17 protein-coding genes and 1 pseudogene are annotated in these 22,668 nt (G+C 71.0%); 12 read left to right on the plus strand and 6 right to left on the minus strand.

From position 1 onward, the window contains the following. The first annotated feature begins 131 nt into the window (after positions 1-131). Positions 132-479 carry a hypothetical protein gene (locus ACLQ2S_RS17100; protein ID WP_155218782.1) on the plus strand — a complete coding sequence of 116 codons (348 nt, stop codon included), beginning with the start codon at positions 132-134 and terminating at the stop codon, positions 477-479. 4 nt (positions 480-483) lie between these two features. Next, the gene (gene groEL, locus ACLQ2S_RS17105; protein WP_425702029.1) at positions 484-2,772 is read left to right on the plus strand and encodes a chaperonin GroEL; all 2,289 of its coding nucleotides are present in this window, start codon (positions 484-486) and stop codon (positions 2,770-2,772) included. A gap of 19 nt (positions 2,773-2,791) precedes the next feature. Here groEL and ACLQ2S_RS17110 read toward each other — a convergent pair whose 3' ends face one another. From ACLQ2S_RS17110 to ACLQ2S_RS17125, 4 genes are read right to left on the minus strand one after another with little or no spacing between them, the layout of a single operon-like run. Further along, positions 2,792-3,553, minus strand: a complete 762-nt coding sequence (locus ACLQ2S_RS17110; RefSeq protein WP_155218785.1) for an ABC transporter permease — start codon at positions 3,551-3,553, stop codon at positions 2,792-2,794. Continuing rightward, positions 3,537-4,544, minus strand: a complete 1,008-nt coding sequence (locus ACLQ2S_RS17115; RefSeq protein ID WP_309223398.1) for an ATP-binding cassette domain-containing protein — start codon at positions 4,542-4,544, stop codon at positions 3,537-3,539. Before ACLQ2S_RS17115 ends, ACLQ2S_RS17110 begins: the two co-directional genes overlap by 17 nt. A 2-nt stretch (positions 4,545-4,546) precedes the next feature. After that, entirely contained in the window at positions 4,547-6,280 is a 1,734-nt protein-coding gene (locus ACLQ2S_RS17120; protein WP_155218789.1) for a condensation domain-containing protein, read from the minus strand. Further along, on the minus strand, positions 6,277-8,049 hold the full coding sequence (locus ACLQ2S_RS17125) for a condensation domain-containing protein (RefSeq protein ID WP_425702030.1): 1,773 nt from the start codon (positions 8,047-8,049) through the stop codon (positions 6,277-6,279). Before ACLQ2S_RS17125 ends, ACLQ2S_RS17120 begins: the two co-directional genes overlap by 4 nt. A gap of 330 nt (positions 8,050-8,379) precedes the next feature. On the opposite strand from ACLQ2S_RS17125, the gene ACLQ2S_RS17130 reads away from it, so the two are divergent. The 9 genes from ACLQ2S_RS17130 (at position 8,380) to ACLQ2S_RS17170 (ending at position 18,679) form a co-directional block, all read left to right on the plus strand. Next, entirely contained in the window at positions 8,380-9,339 is a 960-nt protein-coding gene (locus ACLQ2S_RS17130) for a 3-oxoacyl-[acyl-carrier-protein] synthase III C-terminal domain-containing protein (protein ID WP_155218793.1), read from the plus strand. 11 nt (positions 9,340-9,350) lie between these two features. After that, positions 9,351-10,742 (plus strand): ATP-grasp domain-containing protein, encoded by a 1,392-nt coding sequence (locus tag ACLQ2S_RS17135; RefSeq protein WP_155218795.1) that lies wholly within the window; start codon positions 9,351-9,353, stop codon positions 10,740-10,742. Continuing rightward, the gene (locus ACLQ2S_RS17140) at positions 10,735-12,159 is read left to right on the plus strand and encodes an alanine racemase (RefSeq protein WP_425702031.1); all 1,425 of its coding nucleotides are present in this window, start codon (positions 10,735-10,737) and stop codon (positions 12,157-12,159) included. Before ACLQ2S_RS17135 ends, ACLQ2S_RS17140 begins: the two co-directional genes overlap by 8 nt. A gap of 95 nt (positions 12,160-12,254) precedes the next feature. Continuing rightward, on the plus strand, positions 12,255-12,512 hold the full coding sequence (locus ACLQ2S_RS17145) for an acyl carrier protein (RefSeq protein ID WP_099845203.1): 258 nt from the start codon (positions 12,255-12,257) through the stop codon (positions 12,510-12,512). A 38-nt stretch (positions 12,513-12,550) separates the two neighbouring features. Beyond that, complete coding sequence (locus ACLQ2S_RS17150) at positions 12,551-13,453, plus strand: hypothetical protein (protein ID WP_425702032.1); 903 nt, start codon at positions 12,551-12,553, stop codon at positions 13,451-13,453. Continuing rightward, on the plus strand, positions 13,450-14,052 hold the full coding sequence (locus ACLQ2S_RS17155; RefSeq protein WP_155218800.1) for a hypothetical protein: 603 nt from the start codon (positions 13,450-13,452) through the stop codon (positions 14,050-14,052). The genes ACLQ2S_RS17150 and ACLQ2S_RS17155 overlap by 4 nt, the downstream gene beginning before the upstream one ends. After that, positions 14,045-15,277 (plus strand): acyl-CoA dehydrogenase family protein, encoded by a 1,233-nt coding sequence (locus tag ACLQ2S_RS17160; protein WP_230462649.1) that lies wholly within the window; start codon positions 14,045-14,047, stop codon positions 15,275-15,277. The genes ACLQ2S_RS17155 and ACLQ2S_RS17160 overlap by 8 nt, the downstream gene beginning before the upstream one ends. Beyond that, positions 15,261-15,629: a holo-ACP synthase gene (locus tag ACLQ2S_RS17165; protein ID WP_309223371.1), complete on the plus strand. Its 369-nt coding sequence runs from the start codon at positions 15,261-15,263 to the stop codon at positions 15,627-15,629. The genes ACLQ2S_RS17160 and ACLQ2S_RS17165 overlap by 17 nt, the downstream gene beginning before the upstream one ends. Positions 15,630-15,814: 185 nt before the next feature. Then, positions 15,815-18,679 (plus strand): helix-turn-helix transcriptional regulator, encoded by a 2,865-nt coding sequence (locus tag ACLQ2S_RS17170; protein ID WP_425702149.1) that lies wholly within the window; start codon positions 15,815-15,817, stop codon positions 18,677-18,679. Here ACLQ2S_RS17170 and ACLQ2S_RS17175 read toward each other — a convergent pair. Next, a pseudogene (locus tag ACLQ2S_RS17175) lies at positions 18,667-18,870 on the minus strand (alpha/beta fold hydrolase); the annotation flags it as partial. The gene ACLQ2S_RS17170 and the pseudogene ACLQ2S_RS17175 overlap by 13 nt on opposite strands. 66 nt (positions 18,871-18,936) lie before the next feature. Here ACLQ2S_RS17175 and ACLQ2S_RS17180 point away from each other — a divergent pair. After that, the gene (locus ACLQ2S_RS17180; protein ID WP_425702150.1) at positions 18,937-22,200 is read left to right on the plus strand and encodes a hypothetical protein; all 3,264 of its coding nucleotides are present in this window, start codon (positions 18,937-18,939) and stop codon (positions 22,198-22,200) included. A gap of 27 nt (positions 22,201-22,227) precedes the next feature. On the opposite strand, the gene ACLQ2S_RS17185 is transcribed toward ACLQ2S_RS17180, so the two are convergent. Then, positions 22,228-22,629: a squamosa promoter-binding protein 15 gene (locus ACLQ2S_RS17185; protein WP_425702033.1), complete on the minus strand. Its 402-nt coding sequence runs from the start codon at positions 22,627-22,629 to the stop codon at positions 22,228-22,230. Positions 22,630-22,668: the final 39 nt, after the last annotated feature.

A 22,668-nucleotide genomic window follows, 5' to 3' on the forward strand; every position in this document is an offset into this window, starting at 1 on the left:
CCGCGCCACCCTGCCCGCCCCAACGGTGCATGTCACGCCGCCACGCCGTCCAAAACAGACCTTCTCAAACACGCTCTTAGCATGTTGGTGCCGAAATCCTTGATCGATGCGGGCCGGAAGGTTGGTTCCACATGATTCAGCTCGTCATCGAGGACGGTCCGAGCGTCGACGCCGCGCGTGCTGCCACAACGCTCGGCCGGGAGCTGACCCGCAAAGGAGTGCCGCTGGAGACCAGCGCTGCGGCTGATCCCGACGGCAGCAAGAGCGGTACGGCCGTAGCTGCTGGGACGCTGTTGCTGGGCGGGGCACTCTCGGTGCCCGTCATGCGGGCAGTCGCTCAGGTCGTCATGGCGGCTATGCGGCGTGGGCTGGCCGGGAGGATCAAGCTTCAGGACGGCGAGCGGTCGATCGAAATCGAGAACGCCAGCCGCGACACCGAGCGGGCGCTCGTCGAGTGGCTGACGCGATCGGAGAGATAGCGACATGGGCCGGTACGCGCTGCTGATCGCGGCGGGGGAGTACGAGGATCCGGGACTCAGCCAGTTACGGGCGCCGAGCCAGGATGTGAGCCGACTCGCCGCGTTGCTCGAGGCGCCCGAGGTCGGCGGGTTCGACTCGGTCGAGGTGTTGCAGGACACCACCGACGCGGATGTACGGGCTGGCATCGAGAACATTCTCGCTGACCGGCTCCGGGACGACCTCGTTCTCATCTACTTTTCCTGCCACGGCATCGTGGACCGGCTGCACCGGCTCTACTTCGCGGCCACCAACACCCGACGTACTCGACCAGCCAGCACGGCCGTGTCGCGATCTTTCGTCAACGAGCAGTTGGAGTCCTTACCCGCCCGGGCGAAGGTCCTCATCCTCGACTGCTGTTTCAGCGGGGCGTTCGCCGAGGGGTTCAAGGCGTCCACCCGGAACGCGCTCGACGATCAGCTCGGCAGCGGCTACGTGGTCCTGACCGCATCCGACGCCTATGAGTACTCGTGGGAGGGCGACAGCATCGCCGACTCGTCACCGCACGCCTCGGTTTTCACCGACGTGCTGATCGAGGGACTGAGTGGTGCGGCCGATCTCGACGGCGACCACCGGATCGGCATCGACGAGCTCTTCCGATACGTGAAGGACGGCGTCGGCATCCGGCAACCCAACCAGTCGCCGAAGTTCTGGGCGCACGACGCCGAGCTGAATATCTACCTGGCCAATGTCGCGGAGCGGAAGCTGGCCGGCATCCCGGGGCAAACGCAACCGGCCGCGGTCGCCAAACGGCCCAGCAACTACAACCGGAACCAGGTCGTCGTGGCCCGCGGGTTGCACCGCGTGTCCGAGCGGCTGCGGCTGATGCTGGGACCACTGGGCCGTCGCATCGTCTTCGAGAACGAGGACGGCAGCTTCGCCGAGACCGACGATCCGTCGGTTTTCGTCACTCGCTACAAGGCTGCGGACCCACGGGATCAGCTCGGTGCCGAGTACGCCACCGAGATCGTTCAACAGGCACACCAGCGGGCTGGCGACGGAGCGGGGACGGCGATCGTGCTCGCGCAGGCCATGGTCGACGGCGCGGTGGAGGCGCTGAAGGACGGAGCCCACCCGATGGCGCTGGCTCGCGGCATCGAGGCGGGGGTCGCCCGCGCGATCGAGGCCCTCGCGCCTCTGGCCAGGCCGGTGGAGTACAAGGAACAGATCGCTCGGGTCGTCGGGCTAGCCGCTGGCGACCCGGCAGCCGGCGAGATAGTCGCCGAGGCGATGGACAAGGTCGGGGCCTACGGCGTCCTCACGGTCGAGGAGAGTAACACCGTCGGTCCGGAGCTGGAGATCACCGAAGGCATGCGCCTCGACCAGGGTTACGTCTCGCCCTACCTGGTGACCGACGTGGAGCGGCAGGAAGCCGTTCTCGACGACGCGTACGTGCTGATCGTCGATGGCAACCTGTCCGGCGTGCAGATCCTGCTCCCGATCCTGCAGAAGGTGATGGAGGCCCAGAAGCCGCTTCTCTTGATCGCGCACAATATCGACGGGGAGACACTGGCCACGGTCGTCGTCAACAAGGTGCGGGGCACGTTCTCGTCGGTCGCCGTCAACGCACCCGAGTCGGGAGCGCAGCGCGAGGCACTGCTCGGGGACATCGCTGCCCTGACCGGCGGGCAGGTCCTTGCGACCGACGCACTGCCGGGCGCGACACTGGAGTTGCTCGGAAGGGTCCGCAAGGCCGTCGTCACGGCGGACCAGACCACACTGATCGACGGCGCGGGCGACAGTCGGCGGATCCAGGACCGCATCAACCGGATCCGAGCCGACATCTCACAGGCTGGCCATCGCTATGACCTGGCGAAGCTGGAGGAGCGGCTGGCCAGGCTCGGCGGTGGGGTGGCCGTCATCAAGGTCGGCGCGTCCACCGAGGCCGCACTCAAGCAGCGTATGGAGCGCTACCGCCGGAGTGTCCAGCTCAGCCAGGTCGCAGTCGCCGACGGTCTCCTACCCGGTGGAGCGACCAGCCTCTGTGGCATCGCCGACGAGGTCGCTGTCGCAGCCGGCACCGGCGACGAGGGTGTCGGCGTGCGGATCGTCGCCCGGTCGCTGAGCGCGCCCTACCGGCAGATCTTGACCAACGCCGGCATCCCGGTCGACGGGCGGCTCGATTCACCGATCGACGTCACGACCGACCAACCCACGGACCTGTTCGCGGCCGGTATCTACGACGGCTGCGGGGTGCTGACCTCAGCGCTCGAGGCAGCGAAGACTGCCGCCGTCCGTTTCCTCAAGGTCGCCTGAGAGCACCTCCGTGTCGAGCTCAGGCGCTCTGCCGCAGGTAGGTGCGTACGCCGAGCAGCACCGACAGCACGCTGATCGACAGGGCGACCAGGACTGTCGACAGCACGGTTACGGTGAAAACCTCACCCTGGAACGCGCTGCGCATGCCGTCCACGATGTACCGGAACGGGGTGAGCCGGGAGACCAGGTCCAGCCAGCGCGGTGCGAAGGACATCGGTAGCAGCACGCCGGACAGCAGCAGCAGCGGCATCAGGCCGGTGTTGAGGGTGGGGCCCAGCGTGTCCTCGCTCTTGACGGTCAGCGCGAGAGCGCAGGACAGACAGGCCAGGCCGAGCGAGAGAAGCGTGACCACGCCGAGTGCCACCAGCACACCCGGCACCGACGCGCGCAGGCCCAGCGGCAACGCCACCAGGACCAGCATCACCGCCTGCACCACCAGCAGCGCGACGTCCCGCAGCACCCGACCGAGCAGCAACGCCACCCGGCTCACCGGGGTGACCCGGAGCCGCTCGATCACGCCTCCGCGCCACTCGGCGATCACTCCGAATCCGACGAAGGCGGAGCCGAAGAGGCAGAGTTGCACGAGGACGCCCGGCACGTACGTCTGCCAGGCGCGCTCCGGTGCGACGCCGGTGATCGACAGGGTGCTGGTCATCAGTGGGCCGTAGAGCACCAGGAAGGCCACCGGCTGGGAGAGCCCGATGACGATCCAGAGTGGATTGCGCAGGGAGATGCGTAGGTGGCGCTGGAACACCAGCATGATGTCAACGAGCAGGGACATGGTCCGCCCCCTCGGTGGTCGGGATGGAGGAGTGCCGGCCTTGCGGGTCGTCGCGCAGTTCGCGGCCGGTGAGGCTGAGGAAGACGTCGTCCAGGCTGGCCCGCGCCAGTTGCAGGGCACGCACGCCGATGCCCGCGCCGGACAGGGCGGTGATCACGTCGGTGATCCCCTGTTCGGCGTCGGCCAGGGTGACCTGGATCCCGCCCGTGCTCGTCACCGCGGCGTGCCGGACGCCCGGCAGCTCGGCCAGCAGCCGCTGGCCAGCGGCCGGATCGCCGACCACCTCCACGGTGAGCACGTCCGAGGCCAGTTGGCGTTTCAGGTTCGCGGGGGTGTCCTCGGCGACGATCCGCCCGTGGTCGATGACGGAAATCCGGTCGCAGAGCGCGTCGGCCTCGTCGAGGTAGTGGGTGGTCAGGAAGACGGTGGTGCCGAGGTCCTCGCGGAGCCGGCGGGTGTGTTCCCACAGGTTGTTGCGGCTGTGCGGGTCCAGGCCGGCGGTGGGTTCGTCGAGGAAGACGACCTGCGGATCGTGGACCAGGCCGAGCGCGATGTCCAGGCGGCGACGCTGGCCGCCGGAGAGCGAACCGACCCGCCGCTTACCCAGCCCGCCGAGGTCCAACCGTTCGAGCAGGTCGGCCACCCGGCGCCGGGCGGGTGCGACCGGGATCCGGTAGAGGCGCGCCTGGAGGAACAGTTCCTCCTCCACCAGGGCGTTGGGGTCGGTGCCGCCGTACTGGGCGACGTACCCGATCCGGCGGCGTACCTCGCGGGGCGCGGTGGCCAGGTCCGCACCGGCGATCCGGGCCGTGCCACTGGTCGGGCGGAGCAGCGTGGTCAGCATCCGCAGGGTGGTGGTCTTGCCGGCGCCGTTGGGTCCGAGGAAGCCGACGATCTCGCCGGCCTCGACCCGCAGGTTGACGCCGCGGACCGCCTCGACGCTCTGCCGGCCGGACCGGAACGTACGGGTCAACTCGTTCGCTTCGATGATGCTCATGTCCCTGCCTCGCTTCCCGCATCCCGGCCGTCACCGTCGGCCAGCACCGGCAGTTCCCGCCACGCCTGCGGGTCAGCCGGATCGGCGGGTGCGCCCCGGTGCAGGACGTATCGGTGTGGGGTGATGGCCGTGGGTGAGTCGACGACTCGTCGTAGGCAGGCCAGGTGTGCCTGCACGGGGTCGGTGATCTCGGCTACGGCGGTCAGGTGGGCGACGACGGTCGCGCCTTCGGGGCCTTCGTCGGTCACGAAGGCTCGGACCGGCCCGGGTAGGGCTGCTTGCAGTACCCGGTTGACCTCGCTGAGCTGGATCCAGCTGTGGTCGACGAAGTGCCAGTCGCCGTCGCGGGGGATCGGGTCGATGCCGGCGAGGGTGCCGAGGTCGGCCAGGGCGACGTTGCCGGTGGCCGCCACGGTGAGTACCCGTTCGGTGCCGAGCAGCAGCGCCTCCATCTCCGCGTCGGGAAGGTACCGGTTGTCCCCGGTGATGAGTTCCAGGATCAGCGCCTGTTCGGTCCGGACCAGGTGGAACAGCAGCAGGTTGGTGAAGCCGGTCGGGGTCCACCAGTCGATGAAGGTCTCCGTGGTGGCTACTGTCGGCAGATCCGGCGGGGCATTGCCGGAGATGTTGTTGAAGACGCCGTCACGGTCCATCGGCATGCCGCGCTCGTGGGCGATGCGGTCGTGCGCGCGTTGCAGCGCCTCGGCGTCGAAGACGCTGTTCCGGTTGGCCCGCAGCAACGCGGTCCCGGCGTGCCGCACCAGCGCGTCGTAGTCGGGCTGGTCGACGTCGAGGCTGATCAGGCCGTCCTGGGAGATGGTGCCGACATAGTCGCGCAGCGGCACGCCGAGCCGGTTGGCGGCGGGGGAGTAGAGCACCACGTGTCGTTGGCCGGTGCGGATGGCGAGCACGGCGGCGAGCGCGGCGAGCACCGCCATGGCCCGGCTCGCGCCGGTGCGGACGGTGATCCGGTCCAGCGCGGCGGCTGACCGTGACGAGTTCAGGTCCGCGCTGCGTGGCGTGGGCGTCGTCGACGCCTCGGCACCTGTGGTCGGTCGGGGCAGTACGCACCGGGGGCGTCGCCGCAGGATGTCGGACCAGTACCGCAGCGCCGCGTCCGCCTGCCGCAGGCCCTTCGGCGAACGTTCCCGATCCGCCCGGTCCAGCGGCTGGTGCGGTGGCGCGTCCCCGTCGGCCACGGTCCCGGTGAGCAGCCCGGTGAAGCGGTCGCCCAGCACCGTCATGCTCACGTAGTCGGCGGCCATGTGTGAGTAGACCGCGACCACCGTGTGCACCAGGTCGCCCTCGACCGCCACGGCGAAGCGCAGCGGCAGATCCTTGGAGAGGTCGAAGGGGTGCGCACGCAGCTGGGCGATCAGCTCTCGGGCCAGCGTCGTGCCGTCGGGCTGGGCCGGTCGTTGGTGTATCTCGATCGGCAGGTCGACGGTACGCGCGACGCGCTGCACCGGACCGTCCGGCCCGTCGTGGTAGGTGGTGCGCAGCGACTCGTACCGGCGGACCAGCTCGCCCAGGGCGGCGCAGGCGCGCTCGAGTGTGGTCCCCGCCGGAACCGTGAAGATCCACTGCACCAGGCTGAGGAAGTGGTCGTCGGTGAGCGCGGAGATCCATTGCAGCGCGTTCGCCTGGCCGAGGGTCAGTGGGCCTTGCGCCTCGCGGTCGCCGTCGACGCGGAGGTGGATGGTACGGATGGTCTCGCTCGGGGCGGTCATCGGTGGTCCTCCGTGGATGCGCGGCCGTCACCGTGGGCCAGCACCGGCTGGGTACGCCAGGCCGCCAGGTCGGTGAGGTCGGTCGGAGCCGAGTCGTGCAGGACGTAGTGGTGCGGGGCGGACACCGCGTACCGGCCGGCGAGGCGGGCCATGCACGCCGTGTGCGCCTGGCGCGGGGTCCGTACGCTGTCGGTGGCGAGCAGGTGCGCGGTCAACCGATGCCTGTCACCGTCCGGTTCGGCGGTCACGTACGCCGGGGTGGCCAGTGCGTCGCGCAGCAGGTGCTGAACCTCACTGAGCCGCACCCAACTGACCCCCACCCGCACCCAGTCGCTGTCGCGGGGCACCGGGGTCAGTCCGGTGAGGTCAGGCACGTCCGCTAGGGGCAGTGGCCCGGCGTCGGAGGCGACGAGGACGGTTTCCATCCCCTGTAGCAGTCCGGCGATCTCGGGCGGGGGCACGTGTCGGGTGTCACCGGTACTCAGACCGACCACGAGCGCCGGTTGGGCGGCGATCAGCTGGAGCACCAGGCGGTTGGGAAAGGCTGGCGCCGGCATCCAGGTGAGAGTGCTGGGCTCGGCGGCCCCGGCCGTGGGCGACCAGCGCAGATCGGGGGGATCCAACGGGGGCAACTGGACGTTGGTCGTCTCGTCGGTACCCGGGGGCAGGTGGGCGCTGATGTTGTTGAAGACGCAGTCGCGGCTGAAGTCCATGCCCTGCTCGTCGTTGATCTGTACGGCATGGGTGACCAGTTCGGTCACGTCGAAGATGCTGCTGCGGTTGGCTCGCAGCATGGCCGCGCTGGTCTGCCGTACCAGGTCGTCGAAGGTCGGTCCGGTCACGTCGACCACCACGAGACCGTCCTGGGCCAGGGTGCCGACGTAGTCACGCAGCCGGGAGGTGAACCGGTTGCTGGACAGTGAGGCGAACACGCAGCGGGACTGGCCGACCCGGACCGACACCACGGCGGAGAACGCGGCGAGCACGGCGGCCGCCGGACTGGCCTGTGTCCGGGCGGCGATCCGGTCGAGGGCGACGGTGGCGGCCGAGGAGCGCAGGGCGGCGCTGGCCGGGCCGTCACCGTCGCCGACCGGCGGCAACGCCATCAGGCACTGGGGTATCTGGCGTAGGTGTTGGGTCCAGTACCGCAGGGCCGCCGCGGTTCGCCGCCGCCCGCGCGGCGAGGCCTCCTCCGCCGCCTGGTCGAGCGGTTGGTGTCGAGGGGCTCCGACGGACCGGTCGCCGGTGGCGCCGATCAGCTCGGCGAACTCCCGACCAAGAATGGCCATACTTCCATAATCGACCGCCATGTGCGAATAGACGGTAACCGCTGCTAGTGCCTTATCCCCGGTCAGCGCGATCGCCAGGCGTACCGGTAATTCATTGGCCAGGTCGAACGGTTTCTGGCGGAGCTGGTCGATCATCCGCTGGGATGTCAGTTCCGTATCGGCGGAGGCGTCCACCTGGTGCATTTCGGCCACGAGGACCCCGCTGCGCAGGACCCGTTGACGCATCTTGCCGTCGTGCTCGTGAAAGGTGGTACGCAGCGACTCGTGCCGGGCGAGCAGGATGGCGAAGGCGTCCACCACGTCTGCGACGGGGGTGTCGGCCGGCAGCGGAAGCTTCCACTGCAGAGTGGCCATCGGATTGGCCACGTCTGTTCGCATCCACTGCCAGGTGTTGGTCTGGCCGCAGGTGAGGGGTCCTTCGCCGGCCCGCAGACCCTCGAACGCGATCTTCATCCGGTCGGCCAGCGTGGGACTGGACATCGGGTCTCCCGTTCGTCGGCGGTCGGCGTGACTGTCGCCCACCCTCGCCCGCGCGGCTGTGTCGTAGGTAGTCGGGAAAACCCCATTGTTGGCCGGGTACGGGGTGCGAACGCGGTCCGTACGTCCCGTTCGGTACGAATTGCCAGGGGTTTGGCGATGAATGGTCGGCAAAGCGAGTGAATTGTCTGCTCTGGATTACGATCGGCAACGTCTCTTTTCGTGGGCCTTCTTGGGGTCCTGAGATACTGGGGATTCCCCCATTGCTCGCCCTGTGACCGGCTCCTAGCGTAGTGGCGTCTGACGATCAATAAATGACCGGAGGATTGCCCCATGACCACGCTGGCACCGACCCGGTCCGATGTCGTGCTGCGTCGGATGGAGGCGTACGCACCGGAGCGCTCGGTCACCGTGGAGGAAATCGCGGCAGGGCTGGGCCTGAACCGCTACCAGACCCGGCTGTTCCGCCGCATCCGCGGGCTGGACCGGTTGCGCATCGACCCCGATCTCGGGCTCTTCGACCTGGTCTGCCCGCCGGCCGAGGCCCTGCTGTCCACCGTCGAGGAGCGCGACCGGATCCGTTACCTGATCTTCGCGCACACCGCGCAGGACCTCACGCCCACTACTTTGGTCGCGGCCGACACGCTGCGTGAGCGTCTCGGCCTCGCCGACGCCGAGGCGTTCGCGGTGACCCAACACGCCTGCGCCAGCGGCCTGCTCGCCGTCGAGGTCGCCGGCGAGCTGTTACGCGCCGACGGGGATCCCGCCGCCCTCGCGTTGGTGCTCACCGGCGAACAGCCGTTCACCAAGGCGGTCCAGGTGCTCTGGAACACCTCGATCATCGGCGAGGCGTCCTCCGCCTGCCTGATCGGCCTCGGTGGTTCGGGCACCCGGGTGCTGTCGTACGCCTCCCGCACGGTGGGCGAGTTCTTCGACGGGTACCAGCTCGCCGGGGAGGCACTGCACCGCTTCGGCAGCACATACCACACCCACCTGGCCGAGGTGATCCGGGAGGCGCTGGACGACGCCGCGCTGGACCTGGACGACATCACCATGGTCATCCCGCACAACGTCAACGTCTCCTCCTGGATCACCATCTGCGCCACCCTGGGGCTGGACCGGGACCGGGTCTTCCTGGACAACGTGGGCGAGTACTCGCACTGCTCCTGCGCGGACCCCTTCCTCAACCTCGCGACGCTCGCCGGCCGTGGCGCGCTGGTCGCGGGAGGCCGTTACCTGGTCACCGCCGTCGGCCTGGGCGCCACCTATTCCGCCATGGTCGTCGAGTGCTGAGGGAGCCGAGCATGTCCACCGCATACCTGCGCAAGCTGAAGCGCGCCCTGACGGGGTCGGCCGATACACCGCTGGTGCTGCTGTGCAACTTCGAGGCCGAGGCTCAGTGGGCCCGCCACCACGTGGGGCTGCCCGTACCGTCTGGTGGCCCCCGCCCGGTGGTCGCCGCGATGGAGGAGCTGGGCGTGCTGCTCGCCGGCGCGGACGACGCGATTCTGCTCAGCCGCCCACTCGACCCGGACTACCGGGATTACCTGACGCGGCAGGGCCTGGCGTTGCCCACCATGCTGGTGCCCGAGAACAGCCGGCCCGATCGTTCCACCACCGCGAACGTGCTGGACTCACCGGTCCTGCTCGACCGGCTGCGCCAGCTCGGTGCGGCCGGTGCCCACCTGCTGCCGATGGGCACCACCTCCGACGAGGAGGAGTTGGCCCGGCGCAGCGGCCTCACCCTGGCCACCCCGGCCGCCGCGGTGGTCGAGCGGGTCAACAGCAAGATCTACGGTCGGCGGCTGACCGAGGCGGCCGGCCTACGACCCGTCCCCGGAGTCTGCTGCGAGACCCGGCAGGAACTGGCCGAGGTGCTGTCCCACCACCGGCTCCGGCTGGAGTCGGGCGAACCACTGGTCGTCAAGGACGCCTACGGTGTCTCCGGCAAGGGACTGCTGGTGCTGGAGAACCCCGCACGGGCGGCGCAGTTGCTGCGCATGGTGGACCGTCGGGCCGCGCGTACCGGCGACGACCGGATACACGTGGTGGTCGAGGAGTGGCTGCCCAAGCGGTGCGACCTCAACTACCAGATCACCATCGCGCGGGACGGGCGGGCCGAACTCGACTTCGTCAAGCAGGCACTGACCGCGCAGGGTGTGCACCAGGGCCATCTCATGCCGGCGGAGCTGAGTGACACGCAGTACCGGCAGATCGAGCACGCCGCAGGTGCGGTCGCGGAACGGTTGTCCGCCGACGGCTACCACGGCGTGGTGGGTGTCGACGCCATCGTCGGCGCCGACGAGACGGTCTACCCGGTGCTGGAGATCAACGCCCGACTGAACATGTCGACGTACCAGGGTGGGGTCACCGAGCTGTGCCAGCCGCCCGGGACCGTCGCGCTGGCCCGGCACTACCCGTTGCGGCTCGCCGCGCCCCTGGAGTTCGACACCGTACGGCGGGCACTGGCCACGGTGTCCACCACGCGGGACACGGAGCGGGTGCTGGTCACCTGCTTCGCCACCGTCGCCGCGAACGCGCTGCTGCCCGTCGGTGCCGGCGGCCCACCGGAGCCGTTCGACGGCCGGCTGTACGCCCTGCTGGTCGCCGCTGACCGTGACCGGCTCCATGACCTTGACCGCGCGGTGCAGGCCGCCGTCACCACCTTGTCCGTTGTGGAGGAAAGCCATGCCTGAAGCGGCCGTCGAAGGCCACACCGTCCAGGGCCTGCCCGTCGCCGAACTGGCCGAACGGTACGGCACGCCGCTGTACCTCTACGACGGTGAGGTGATCCGCGAGACGTACCGGCAGCTGCGGGATCTGCTCGACTCGTCGGTCGAGATCTACTACTCGCTGAAGGCCAATCCCAACATCAGCGTCTGCGCGTTGCTGCACTCCCTGGGCGCTGGCGCGGAGGTGTCGTCCCTGGCCGAACTGGTGACCGCCCGCCGGGCCGGGGTGCCGGCGCGGGACATCATCTTCCTCGGTCCCGGCAAGTCGGCGGAGGAGCTGGCCGCCTGCGTCGAGCAGCGCATCGGCGCGATCGTGTGCGAGTCGCTCGAAGAGGTCAGCACCGTCGACGCGATGGCGGCGGCGCTGCCCGACGGCCCTGGCGAGCCGGTGCCGGTCATGTTGCGGGTCAACCCGTCGTTCGCCACCAAGGGCTCGCGGCTGGCCATGGGAGGCAAGCCCCGGCAGTTCGGCATCGACCAGGAACGTGTCGCCGAGGCGGGCTCGACCCTGCGCGCGCTGCGCCACGTACGGGTGATCGGTCTGCACGCCTACATGGGTACCCGGATCCTCGACGCCGCTGACATCGCGCACAACACCCGCAGCGTGCTCACTGCGGCGGCGGAGCTCGCCACCGCGCTGGACCTGCCGCTGGACGTGGTCGACGTCGGTGGCGGTTTCGGCGTTCCCTACTTCGACAACGAGTCTCCCCTCGACATCGAGGCGGTGGCCGAGGGGGTCAACAACGCTGTGGCGCGATTCCGCGCGGAACACCCCGACACCCGGGTCATCACCGAACTGGGCCGCTATCTGGTCGGCTGGGCGGGGACGTACGTGGTCCGGGCGCGCTACGTCAAGGCGTCGCGCGGCGAATGGTTCGTCGTCGCCGACGGCGGCACCAACCACCACATGGCGGCGGTCGGCATCGGCAGCTTCGTCAAGCGGAACTTCCCCATCCGGTCGCTGAGCCGTCCCGCCGACCCGCCGGTGCGCGACTACACCGTCACCGGTCCGCTCTGCACCCCCAACGACGTCATCGGCAAGAAGGTGCCGCTGCCCGAGGTACGCCCAGGCGACCTGATCGGTGTCGAGCGCTCCGGCGCGTACGGGCCGAGCGCGTCGCCGGTGCTCTTCCTCAGTCACGGCCACCCGTCGGAGGTGCTCGTCGTCGACGGCGTGGCGCACCTGGTCCGCCGCGCGGACACCGTCGAGGACCTGCTCCGGCCGCAGCACCTCGTGGTGCCGGTCGCACCGGTCGCGAGCGCGTCGCCGCCGGTCCCACCGTCAGCCGCTGCCCAACCGGAGCCGACGTCCGTACCGGAGTCGTCGTCCGTACCGGAGTCGTCGTCCGCGCCGGTGCCCGCCGGACGGGCAGCGACCTGAGCCCCCTTTCCCACCGCCGTCGGGGTGACCGCCGCCGACCCCAGCAGTCCCGCGTCACCCGGTCCGCGGACCGGGTATCCCGAGAGGAAGAAGACATGGAACGCCACGAGATCGTCGAGAACATCCGGGCCGCGCTGACCGAGGTGCTGATGCGCGACTTCGGTCCGCTCGCCGAGGGAACCCGGCTCTTCGAGGACATGCACCTGGACTCCACCGCCATTCTCGAACTGCTCATGGCGCTGGAGGACAACATCGGTATCGAGGTGGATCCCGAGAACCTGGACATGGACGACTTCCGCACGGTGGGCACCCTGACGGACTTCCTGGAGCGGGCGCGGAAGGTGAGTTCCTGACCGCCGCGCCCACCGCCCCCCTCACCGAGGACGTGGTCATGTCCCTGACCCTGCGCGGCGCGGCAGCGCTCGTACGCCCCGACGGCCTTCCCTACGAACCCGACGAGGCTCTGCTGACCTACCACCGGGACCTGCTCGCGCCGTACGGCATCGAGGTCGACGAGGACCTGCTGAAGCAGTCCCGGAACATCGGGTTCCGGGAACTGGCCGAGGAACTGATGGACCGGTGCCCGAGCCCGTTCGGTCCGCCGGATCTGCTGATCCTGGCCTATGCCCTGCCCGACCGATATCCCGTCAAGACCGTCACCACGCGGCTCAACGCCCTGTTCGGCGGGCGCAGCCACAGCTTCGCCCTCTCCGAGCAGGGCCTACAGGCGCCGTTCACCGCGTTGCGCGTCGCCGACGCGTACACCCGGTCCGGCAGGAAATCGAGCCTGGCCCTGTTCGTCTGCGAGCAGACCACACTGCCGTACCGGGATCCGCTGGTGCACGACACCCCCTTGCTGGACAGCGGCGTCCTGCTCTACTTCGACACCGACACCGACACCGACACCGACACCGACACCGACACCGACACCGACACCGACACCGACACCCGATCCGGTTTCCGGTTCACCGCGACCCGGGCGGCCGGCGCGGACGTACCGCTGGGTGACCTGCTGGCCGACCACCGCGCGGCGCTGCCGCCGGGGCCGACCCTGCTGGTCGTCGGCCCGTGGCCGGCGGACGATCAGCTCAGCGGCGTCGATCTGCCGGTGCACCGCTGCCAGCCCGGCGGCTACTGCACCAGCGTCTGGCTGGACCTGGCCCGTCACCACGAGGAATGGGCCACCCGCTACGCCAACCTCGTCCTCTGTGACACCGATCCGCGGACCGGACGCAGTCAACTCGCCGTACTGTCCAGCGCCGGCGCGCCCGAGCGCAGGGAGGCCCGACTATGAAACCCGCACCCCCCGCGTCGCCGCAGGCGGCGGGGACGCCCTACCCCCTCGTCCTGGACGCGCTGCACGGTCGGGCGGCACCCGGCCGGCTGGTCGCGTCTCCCACCGGTCATGTTCTCGCCTCCACGGTGGCGCTGCCCGACGCACCGGCCGGGCCGCTGACCCGCTTCGGCCTCGCCGTCGCCGAAGCCACCCCCGAGTCCGCGTTCGGCGAAGGACCGGCCGCCGACCGCTTCGCGGTGGCCCTGTTGGCGGCGCACCGCGAACTGCTCGACGCCACCCTCACCCACACGTTGCGTCACCTCGAAGGACGCACCTCAGGGGACACCACGCTGTTGGCCAAGCAACTCGTCGCCGGACAACTGGCCGACATCGCGCTGCGGCTGGCCGAGGACACGGCCGTTCCCGAGGCGCGTCGGCACGCCGACCGGAACGCCCGGTGGCGCTGTCACCTGCGCCTGGTCGACATCGGCCGGGACCTGCTGCGGTTGCTCGGCGCCAGCGGTTTCCTCGCCGACGGACCCGCCGGCGACCTGCACCTCGCCGAGGTGGTCGGCAACGTCTACCTGCACGCCGACACGGAGGACGCCGATGAATGAGCTTCGTGAGGCCGCCGCGCCCGCCGGGACGGACCTGCTCGACGAACGCACCCGGGAGCTGGGCGACTACTGCGCGGCGATGGCCGGCCGGTTGCGCGAGATCGGAATGCGGCTGGACCAGGATCCGGACGCCATCACCGAGTTCCTGCACGAGCCGGAGGTGCGCTTCCCCGTCCAGGGGATGCTGCCGCCGGAGTACCGGTCGGCGGGGGAGTTCCCGGAGCGGCTGGTGGAGGTGAGCGGCACCGTCCTCGGTCAGGTGGTCGCCACCGAGCAGGTGTCCTACGGCGATCCCAATGTGCTCCTGGCCAGCCCCGGGCCGTCGCTGTCCGGCGGGGCCGTCCAGGCGCTGGCCGACGAGCAACAGCGCAAGCGGTACTTCGGTCGGCTGACGTCCGGCCCCACCCACACGTTCTTCGCCCTGACCGAGCCGGGAAAGGGCTCGGCCGCGACGGAACTGGAGACGACGCTGACCCCGGCCCCGGGTGGTGGGTGGCTGCTCAACGGGGTGAAGTGCTACATCGGCAACGGCGCCCGCGCGCAACTCGGTGTGGTGTTCTGCCGTCGAGCACCCGGACCGTGGGGCATCGAGGCGGTGCTGCTGGACACCAGCTCGCCGGGGTTCAGCGGCGAACTGCTGCCCACCGTCGGCCTGCGCGGGGCGCGGATCAGTCGGCTGCGTTTCAAGGACGTCGCGGTGGCCGACGAGGACGTGCTCGGGGCACAACGGTCACCCAGCCGCCGGGGGCTCTACGGTGCGACCTACATCCTCTACCGGTTCCGTCCGGGTATCGCGGCGATGGCGATCGGTTGCGCGCAGGCCGCCTGCGACTACCTGGTCGCGCACCGCCCGTCGCTGCCCAGGCGCGACCGGCACCGGCTCGACGGCATCCTGGACCGCATCGCCGCGGTCCGACACCGGACGTACGCGGTGGCCCGTGACATCGACGCCGGTGTCGTCGACGTGGCCGGCATCGGTGCGGTCAAGGCGCGGGCGGCGCGGGTCGCCGAGGACGCCACCCGGCTCGTGGCCGAGCTGCTGGGTCCGGCCTGTCTGATCGAGCACCCCTGGGTCGAGAAGACCTACCGCGACGTGCGGGCGTTCGAACTGATGGAGGGGACGACGAACCTGCACGCGATGTCGGTCTTCCACCGACTGCTGCGGGACCGGGCCGCCCCGCAGTCGGTGCCGGAGCAGGCGGTCGACGGTGCGGCTCGGCATTGACCTCGTCGCCCTGGACGAACTGGACCGCCTCCTGTGCCGGGGCTGGTTCCTGCGGTACTTCTTCGCGGCCGAGGAACTGGCCCAGGCCGAGGCGCTGGGCGACAGCCGACGCCGGGAATACCTGGTGGGGCGGTTCGCCGCGAAGGAAGCCGTGCTCAAGGTTCTGGGCACCGGCCTGTTCGAGGGGGTCGCCCCCCGCGACATCGCCTTACCGCGTCAGCCCGGCGGGTCGCCCAGCGTCACGTTGCGGGGCAGCGCCGCTGAGGCGGCGCGGTCGGCCTCGATCACCCACGTGACCGTCTCCGTCACCCACAAGCGGGACCTGGTGGCCGTGGTCGCCGCCGGATGGTGACGCCCGCTCGGTGACCAGCACCGCAACCCCGCCGTACCGTCCCTGAGGAGCACACATTGACCCGGTCCTCGATTCGTCTCGGCCATCGGCACCAGCGGAGATCGGAGCCGTCCCGACCGGCAGGTTGGGCGCTGTCCCTGCCGCCAGGCCCGCCTGCGGTGGCTGACGAGCACCGCCGACCGTTGGTGGGCCGGGAGCGGGAGAGTGCGGCGCTGGCCACGGCCGTGGCCGCCCTGCTCGACGGCACGGGACGGATCGTCGAGGTGACGGGGGAGCCGGGGATCGGCAAGAGCCGGCTGTTGGACCAGGTGGCCGCGGTGGCGCGGGAACACGGCGTACAGGTGCTCGCCGGTCGGGCACCGGTACCCGGTTCGGACGTGCCGATGGCGGCGATCGTCGACGCGCTGGACCCGTACCTGCCCCAGGTCTCCCCGGCCCGGTTGGCCGAACTCCGCTCCGACCACGCGCAACTGCTCAACGACACCTTTCCGTCGCTGCGCCTGCCGGGCGCCCGTTCCCTGGCACCGGCTGGGGTGCCGGCGGGTGCCCGGCAGTTACGCGCCGTGCGGGTGCTGTTGGAGACACTGGCCGCCGAACGGCCGCTGCTGATCACGATCGACGACCTGCACAACGGCGACCGGGCCACCATCGACCTGATCTGCCACCTGCTCGACGCGCCTCTGCGTACGCCGTTGCTGCTGGTCATCGCGCATCGTCGCCGCCAGTCGCCGGCCCGGCTGCGGCTGGCGTTGGACACCGCCGGGCAGGTGACCCGCATCGAGGTGGCGCCGCTTCAGCGGGCGCACCTCGACGAGCTGTCCGAGGTGCCGCTGTCGGCCGGGCAGCGTGCCGTGTTGCACGAGCTGTCGGAGGGCAACCCGCAGTACCTGTCGGCGTTGCTGGCCGGCGCGCTGCCACATGGCCCGGCGAGTGAACACGTGGAACTGGGAGCGCTCCCATCCGAAGTGGAGGCCGCGCTGGCCGCCGAACTCGAACTGCTGTCCCGCCCAGCCCACCTGGTGGCCTCGGCCGCAGCGGTGCTCGGGCCCGAACCGGTCGACACCGGCCTGCTGGCCGAGGTGGCCGGGATCGCCGCCGAACAGGTGCCGGCCGCCATCGACGAACTCGTCGCCGCCGACCTGCTTCGCCCGGTGACCGGCAGTGGCTGCTTCGCCTTCCGACATCCCGTGGTCCAGCACGCGGCGTACCTCACCACCGACGCCGGCTGGCGGCTGACCGCGCACGCCCGTGCGCTGGCGGAGCTGCGTCGCCGCCGGAGCAGCGCCGCCGCCCAGGCACCACACCTGCTGCGGTTGGCGGTGCCGGGCGACATGGTCGCCGTCGAGGTACTCCGCGAGGCGGCCACCGCCGTGCTCGACCGGGCCCCGCACACCGCCGTCCGATGGCTGGGCGCCGCGATCCGGCTCTCGCCGAGCAGCGCGAACCCCAGCGAGTCCCGCGTGATGCTCACGGTGCGACTCGGCCAGGCGCTGGCCGCAGCAGGCCACCCGAGAGCCGCCCGAGCGGTGCTGCACGACGCCCTGCGGCTGCTCGACAAGCGCCCGTCCGCGTACCGCACCACGGCGACCTTGCTCTGCGCCCAGGTCGAACGCCAGCTCGGCCGGCACGGGGCAGCGGCGGCGTTGCTCCGCACCAACCTGACGCGCCCCGACGAGGCCCAGCCGGCGGACTGGGCGGCGCTGGCACTCGCGCTCGGCGCGGTGGAACTGATCAGCGGCCGGGCCGGGCAGGCCCGCCGGTGGGCGGCCGCCGCGCTGGGTGCCGCCCGCCGCGCCACGACCATCCCGGGGGCGGTACGGGCGCACGCGTTGGGTCTGCTCGCGGCGGCGAGCCATCTGCGGGGCAACCGCGCCGCCGGGGGCGAGACCAACCAGGCCGCGCTGGAACTCAACACCACGTTGGACGCCGAACTCCGTGACGAGCCGGAGAGCGCCCTGTGGGTCGGCTGGAGCGAAATCCTGCTGGACCGCTCCGATGCCGCAGTGCACCACCTCAGTCGGGCCATCGATGTCTCGCCCGGGGCCCGGAGCTACTTCTCCCTGCTGCACCTGTTGTGCACCCGGAGCCTGGCCCACCGGTGCGCCGGGCGGCTGGCGGAGGCGTCCGCCGACTGCGCCGAGGTGCTGCGGCTGGCGTCCGGCACACAGTTCCGGGAACTGCACGTCGCGGCCGAGGCGATGGGTCGACTGCTGACCGTCTGGAGCGGAACCGAAGAGGTCGAACCAGCTGCTGTTCCGTACACCCTTGATCTGCCCGCCACCAGTTGGCCGGGCAGGCTGGCGTTGAGCGCGAACGCCGAGACGCTGCTCGCGCTGGGGGACCCTGCCGGGTGCCTGGCTGTGGCCGCGAACGCCGGACTGCCCGACCTCGAACCCTGGGCGCAGGTCGGCTGGTACGAACTGTTGACCCGGGCCGCCCTGGCCGAGGACGATCCGGAGGCGGCGGCGGAGTGGGCGCAGCGCGCGTACCAGGTGGCCGAGCGACTCGACCGGCCGGGCCGCAGTGCGCTGGCCGCCTCCGCGCAGGCCCGGGTGCTGGCGCTGCGGGACCCCGCCGCCGCAGCGGAGGAGGCCGCAGCCGCCGCGGAGACCCTCACGCGGGTCCAGCTGCCGCTGGACGCCGCGCAGGCCCACATCGTGGCCGCGCGAGCGCTGGTCGCCGACGGCGACCCGGATAGGGCCGTCGCGACGCTGCGGCTGGCCGAGGAGATCTTCGACCGCTGCGGCGCCGGCCTCTTCGCCCGCCAGGTCAACACCGAGCGACGGCGGCTGCTGGCGGGCCGCTCGGGCGGCGCCCGGCGGGCCCGCCGCCAGGGCGGCTCGCCGACCCTGACGCGGCGGGAGACGCAGGTGGCGGCCCTGGTCAGTGAAGGGCTGACCAACCGGCAGGTGGCGGCCCGCCTGTTCGTCACCCAGAAGACCGTGGAGATGCACCTGTCCCACGTGTACGCCAAGATGGGCGTCACCAACCGGGCCGCCCTGGTACGCCGCTTCCACCTCGGCGGGCTCGCGTCAGCCCAGTCCTCCTGACCCACTCGAACGGTGACTTCGGGGTCGATGCCGGTGCCGGAGACGTAGATCAGATGGCTGACCCGTTCGGGGTGCTCGATGGTGTAGCGCAACGCCAGGTGCGCACCCCACGAGTGGCCCAACAGGGCCTGTCCCACCCTCGCCGTCGTGGATCTGCACCCGGTAGTGCGCCGTACCCTGTGCGCCGTCACCTGTGGCCTACTGCCGTCGAGGTGGGCGGATGCGGCCTGCCGCTACGCTTCCGCGTTGTGATCACCATGCTGACCGCCACCCGCAGGCTGCTGGCGTCGCTCGATCCGCTGCCGTATCCCGTGCGGATGCGCCGGTTGGTCGAGTGGGCGCGTACCGCGCCTGATCGTGTGCAGGTCTGCCGGAATCTGCGCGAGCAGGGCCCCTATGAGCGGCATTTGGCCCTGGTCGCGGCGATGGCGACCCGGGATGCCGAGGGTATCGCCGCGGCGGTCCGCGATCCGCTGCCGTCGATCAGGGGTGCGGCGCTCACCGCGGCGCTGCGCGCCGACATCCCGGTCGGCGACATCACCGACCGGTCGGCGATGGAACGGCGTCGTATCTATCGAAGTCTGCGCCGCCGGTACGCGCCGACTGTCGCCGACGCGCTGATCGGCGAGGTCCGCGCCCAGTTCGGCGACGAGGAGGCCGCCGCGCTGCTACCAGCCTGCGGCGATGCCACGGTACGGGCGTTGCTGCCGGAACTGGAGCACGCGCTGCGCCTGGAGCGGCTGGTCCGGTGGCACACCGGTCCGCTCCTGGAGCGGGTCCGCGAGCGGCTGGCCGAAGCCCCGCCCGAACTGCGGGCAAGGGTCTGGGGTGACGCCGCCGTCGCGGTGCTGCGGTGCGACCCGGCGCAGGCACTCGATCTGCTTGAACGGTACGCACCGGAGGAGTCGCTACCCGGCCCGCTCGACGCGTACGGACGACTCGCGGCACACGATCCGGGCCGTGTCGTCCGGCTGCTCACCGCACCCGGCCGGGCGGCCTGGTTGCGCCGCGACGTGCTTCCGCCGGCCCTACTGCGCCGCCTCGCGGTGCTGTCCACCGCCGAGCTGGTGCCCCTGGCCAGTCGGTACCGGGAACACAGCCCGGCGCTGGCGGCGCTGCTCGACGCCGTCGCCCCGGCCCGACGCGCGGAGCTGTACGACCGGGCACTGTCCGAGGTCGACACGGCGACGCTGATCCCGACTGCCGAGGTCATGGAGGTGCTACCGGCTGCGCTCCGGATCCGCGAGGCGAGGCGGGTACTGGGCCTGGCGACGATTCAGGAGCACGAGGCGGCGGTGCGCCTCTGGAGCGCGTACCTGGCCTGGCCGGACGCGTCAGCGGCGCTGGACAACGCGCTGCGCTCCGGTGACGCCGACGAGCGGGCACACGGGTACACGCTGCTGGTGCAGGCCGCCCGTCGCTCCCGTGACCCACGGGCGGTGGCGGAGACGGTCCTACGGCTCGGCCGGCTGCGCAACGAGCAGGACCCGGTACGCGCCGCTGCGCTCACCGCGCTCGCCAAGGCGGCGCCGCTGCTCACCGTGGAGACGGCAGCCGGGCTCACGCAGCTGACCACCGACGCGGTCGACGCCCGCGACGCCTCCGCCGCGACCTCGACAGCGCTGAGTTCGCTCGCCGCCGACGTCCTGCAACACCACGTCGCAGTGCCGCAGCTCCGCGAGTGGGCGCTTCTGACGATCGACCTGGTCAGCACCGGCGCGGCCGTGCCGGTACTGCGCCGCTTCGACACCGTCCTGCGCCGTGGGCAGGAGACACTGGTCTTCGAGCGGCTACGCGGCTGGGTCGAGGCGGGCATCGCCCGTGGCCGGTACGGCCCGCTCTTCGCGCTCACCCACGCGCTCGGCAAGCGGGCTCGGCGGCTGCCGCAGTTGCAGGACCTCCTGCGTCAGGCGATCGGCCCGCGCACGCTGGCGTCGGTTGCCCGCACCGCGATCGGGTTGTGGCTCGATGATCCGCGTACCCGCTCGGAACGCGTCGCCGAGGTGCTCGCCATCGATCCGACGGCGGTGACGCTCCACGAGGTCTGGGTGATCATCTCCGCCTCCCGCACCGACCTGCTCGACCGGGTGTTCAAACGCCGCCCACGCGGCCGGTTCGTGGAACCCGGGATTCGCTGGGTGCCCGTCTGGGTGCCGCACGCCGAGCGTTGGCTGCCCCGCCAGCAGGCCCGTTTCGTGGAGCAGTTGGGGCTGATCCTCGCCGACACCGAGCAGGGAGTGTGGCAGCGCGCGGCGGCGATCCGAGCCGCCGCCCACGTGCCCGGCGTCGGCCGCGAGCTGGTGCTGCGTCACCTCGATGCCCCCGAAGTGGCGATCGCCGAGGCGGCGATGGGCGCGTTGGTCTGGACCGACCGGCCCGACGAGGCACTGCCGGTGCTGGTCCGCTACGCCGACAGCGACCGGGCGCGGGTCGCGATGTACGCGGCCGGTCGGGCCGCCCGGCACGTCGCGCCGTCCCGGCTGGTCCCTGTCCTCACCGAGGTGCTGACCGGCCCGACGAAGATCACGAGCCGGAAGGAGGCTGCCCGGCTCCTGGCCCGCTACGGGCCGCCGCAGGTCATGGCGACCCTGCTCGACGCGTACCGCCACCCGGACGCGCACCGCGACGTACGAGCGGCGATCGTCGCCGCCGCCCGGCAGCGCGTACCGGCCGAGGAGAGCTGGACCATCCTGCGGGCCGCGGTCGACGCTAGCCGGGAGGAACGGCGCGCGGTCCTGGACGCGACCCCGGACACGATCTCGCACCGACACCGCCCGGCGTACGGTGCGCTCATCGTCGAAGCCTGTCAGGCCACCGACCGGGAAGTTCGACGCGCGGCCTTCCACCGGCTCGGCGACTGGTCACCGTGGCTGGCCGGTCTCACCGACCTGGTCGTCGACCGGCTCACCGACCTCGACGAGACGATGGTGTCCATCGAAGTCCCCCACCTGCTCAAGGCCGGTGGCGACGACGTCCTCGGCATCGCGCTGGCCCGGCTGGTGGACCGCGACTCCCATGACGACCACCCGGGCGACCCGGCCTCGGATCGCCCGGCCCGACGCCGCATCGCACTCCTCGCGCACGGTGCGATCGTCCGGACCGGTCACCATCCCACCAGCGCCGACCGGACCGCGCTGATCGAAGCGGCGCGGTGGCTCGCCACCCGCCCCGCCTTCACCGGCACCGCGACCGGGCTGCTGGTCGACCTCGGCCGACTCGACAACCTCGACGAGATCGCCGCGCTGTGCGCGGGACGGCCCGTCCTGGCCACTCGCACCGCCGAACGTGTCGCCACCCGGCTGCGAAGCCTCCGCGAGTGGCCCGACCCGGCGACCCTCACCGACACCATCACGCGGCTGACGGAACGCGGCGACCTCACCAGCGGCCTGTTCGCCGTTGCCCTGGTCCGCCACGGGGCCGGCTTCGGGTGGAAAACCCCGTGGCGGGACCTGCTGATCCGGCTGCGCCGACACCCCGACGCCGACGTACGCGAACAGGCGTACGCGATCGACATGAGCTGAGCGTCCTTGACCGCCGTCACGGCTGGTTCACCACGCGTGCTGATCGTCGGCGTCGGGTGGTGGCGGCGGCGGGGCGTACTGGTTCCAGGTGCCGTCGCGGAACATGTACAGCCGGAAGTAGGACTCCTCCTGGTCCATCAGGAACACCTGCACCCGTTGGGGATAGCGCCAGGGGATCGCCCGAAGCTGGGCGAGTAGCGCATCCAGGTCCGCGTGATTGAGGGCACCGGCCCAGACGTCGCACTCCGGGTTCTTCCAGCCACCCCACTGGTTGGTCTCCGGGTCGGTCAGCGTCTCCAGCGTGCCGACTCCGTGAGCAGGGTTGCCGTGCACGTCCAGGCCGGTTTCGGCTCTGCGTGGCGCGTCGCGTTCCAGCCAGCCACTCAACGACCGGACATTGTCGTGGTCGGCCATGTCAGCCTGAACCATCAGATTCGCTACCCAGCTCACCCCGGCATGATCCACCAA

The organism is Micromonospora sp. DT48, assembly GCF_049844495.1.
GTDB lineage: Bacteria > Actinomycetota > Actinomycetes > Mycobacteriales > Micromonosporaceae > Micromonospora.

Coding starts and splice junctions, on each gene's coding strand:
- groEL (WP_425702029.1), top strand. CDS start 484: ATGGGCCGGTACGCGCTGCTGATCGCGGCGGGGGAGTACGAGGATCCG.
- ACLQ2S_RS17155 (WP_155218800.1), top strand. CDS start 13,450: ATGAAACCCGCACCCCCCGCGTCGCCGCAGGCGGCGGGGACGCCCTAC.
- ACLQ2S_RS17160 (WP_230462649.1), top strand. CDS start 14,045: ATGAATGAGCTTCGTGAGGCCGCCGCGCCCGCCGGGACGGACCTGCTC.
- ACLQ2S_RS17185 (WP_425702033.1), bottom strand. CDS start 22,629: ATGGTTCAGGCTGACATGGCCGACCACGACAATGTCCGGTCGTTGAGT.
- ACLQ2S_RS17180 (WP_425702150.1), top strand. CDS start 18,937: ATGCTGACCGCCACCCGCAGGCTGCTGGCGTCGCTCGATCCGCTGCCG.
- ACLQ2S_RS17140 (WP_425702031.1), top strand. CDS start 10,735: ATGCCTGAAGCGGCCGTCGAAGGCCACACCGTCCAGGGCCTGCCCGTC.
- ACLQ2S_RS17100 (WP_155218782.1), top strand. CDS start 132: ATGATTCAGCTCGTCATCGAGGACGGTCCGAGCGTCGACGCCGCGCGT.
- ACLQ2S_RS17120 (WP_155218789.1), bottom strand. CDS start 6,280: ATGACCGCCCCGAGCGAGACCATCCGTACCATCCACCTCCGCGTCGAC.
- ACLQ2S_RS17125 (WP_425702030.1), bottom strand. CDS start 8,049: ATGTCCAGTCCCACGCTGGCCGACCGGATGAAGATCGCGTTCGAGGGT.
- ACLQ2S_RS17145 (WP_099845203.1), top strand. CDS start 12,255: ATGGAACGCCACGAGATCGTCGAGAACATCCGGGCCGCGCTGACCGAG.
- ACLQ2S_RS17135 (WP_155218795.1), top strand. CDS start 9,351: ATGTCCACCGCATACCTGCGCAAGCTGAAGCGCGCCCTGACGGGGTCG.
- ACLQ2S_RS17130 (WP_155218793.1), top strand. CDS start 8,380: ATGACCACGCTGGCACCGACCCGGTCCGATGTCGTGCTGCGTCGGATG.
- ACLQ2S_RS17150 (WP_425702032.1), top strand. CDS start 12,551: ATGTCCCTGACCCTGCGCGGCGCGGCAGCGCTCGTACGCCCCGACGGC.
- ACLQ2S_RS17110 (WP_155218785.1), bottom strand. CDS start 3,553: ATGTCCCTGCTCGTTGACATCATGCTGGTGTTCCAGCGCCACCTACGC.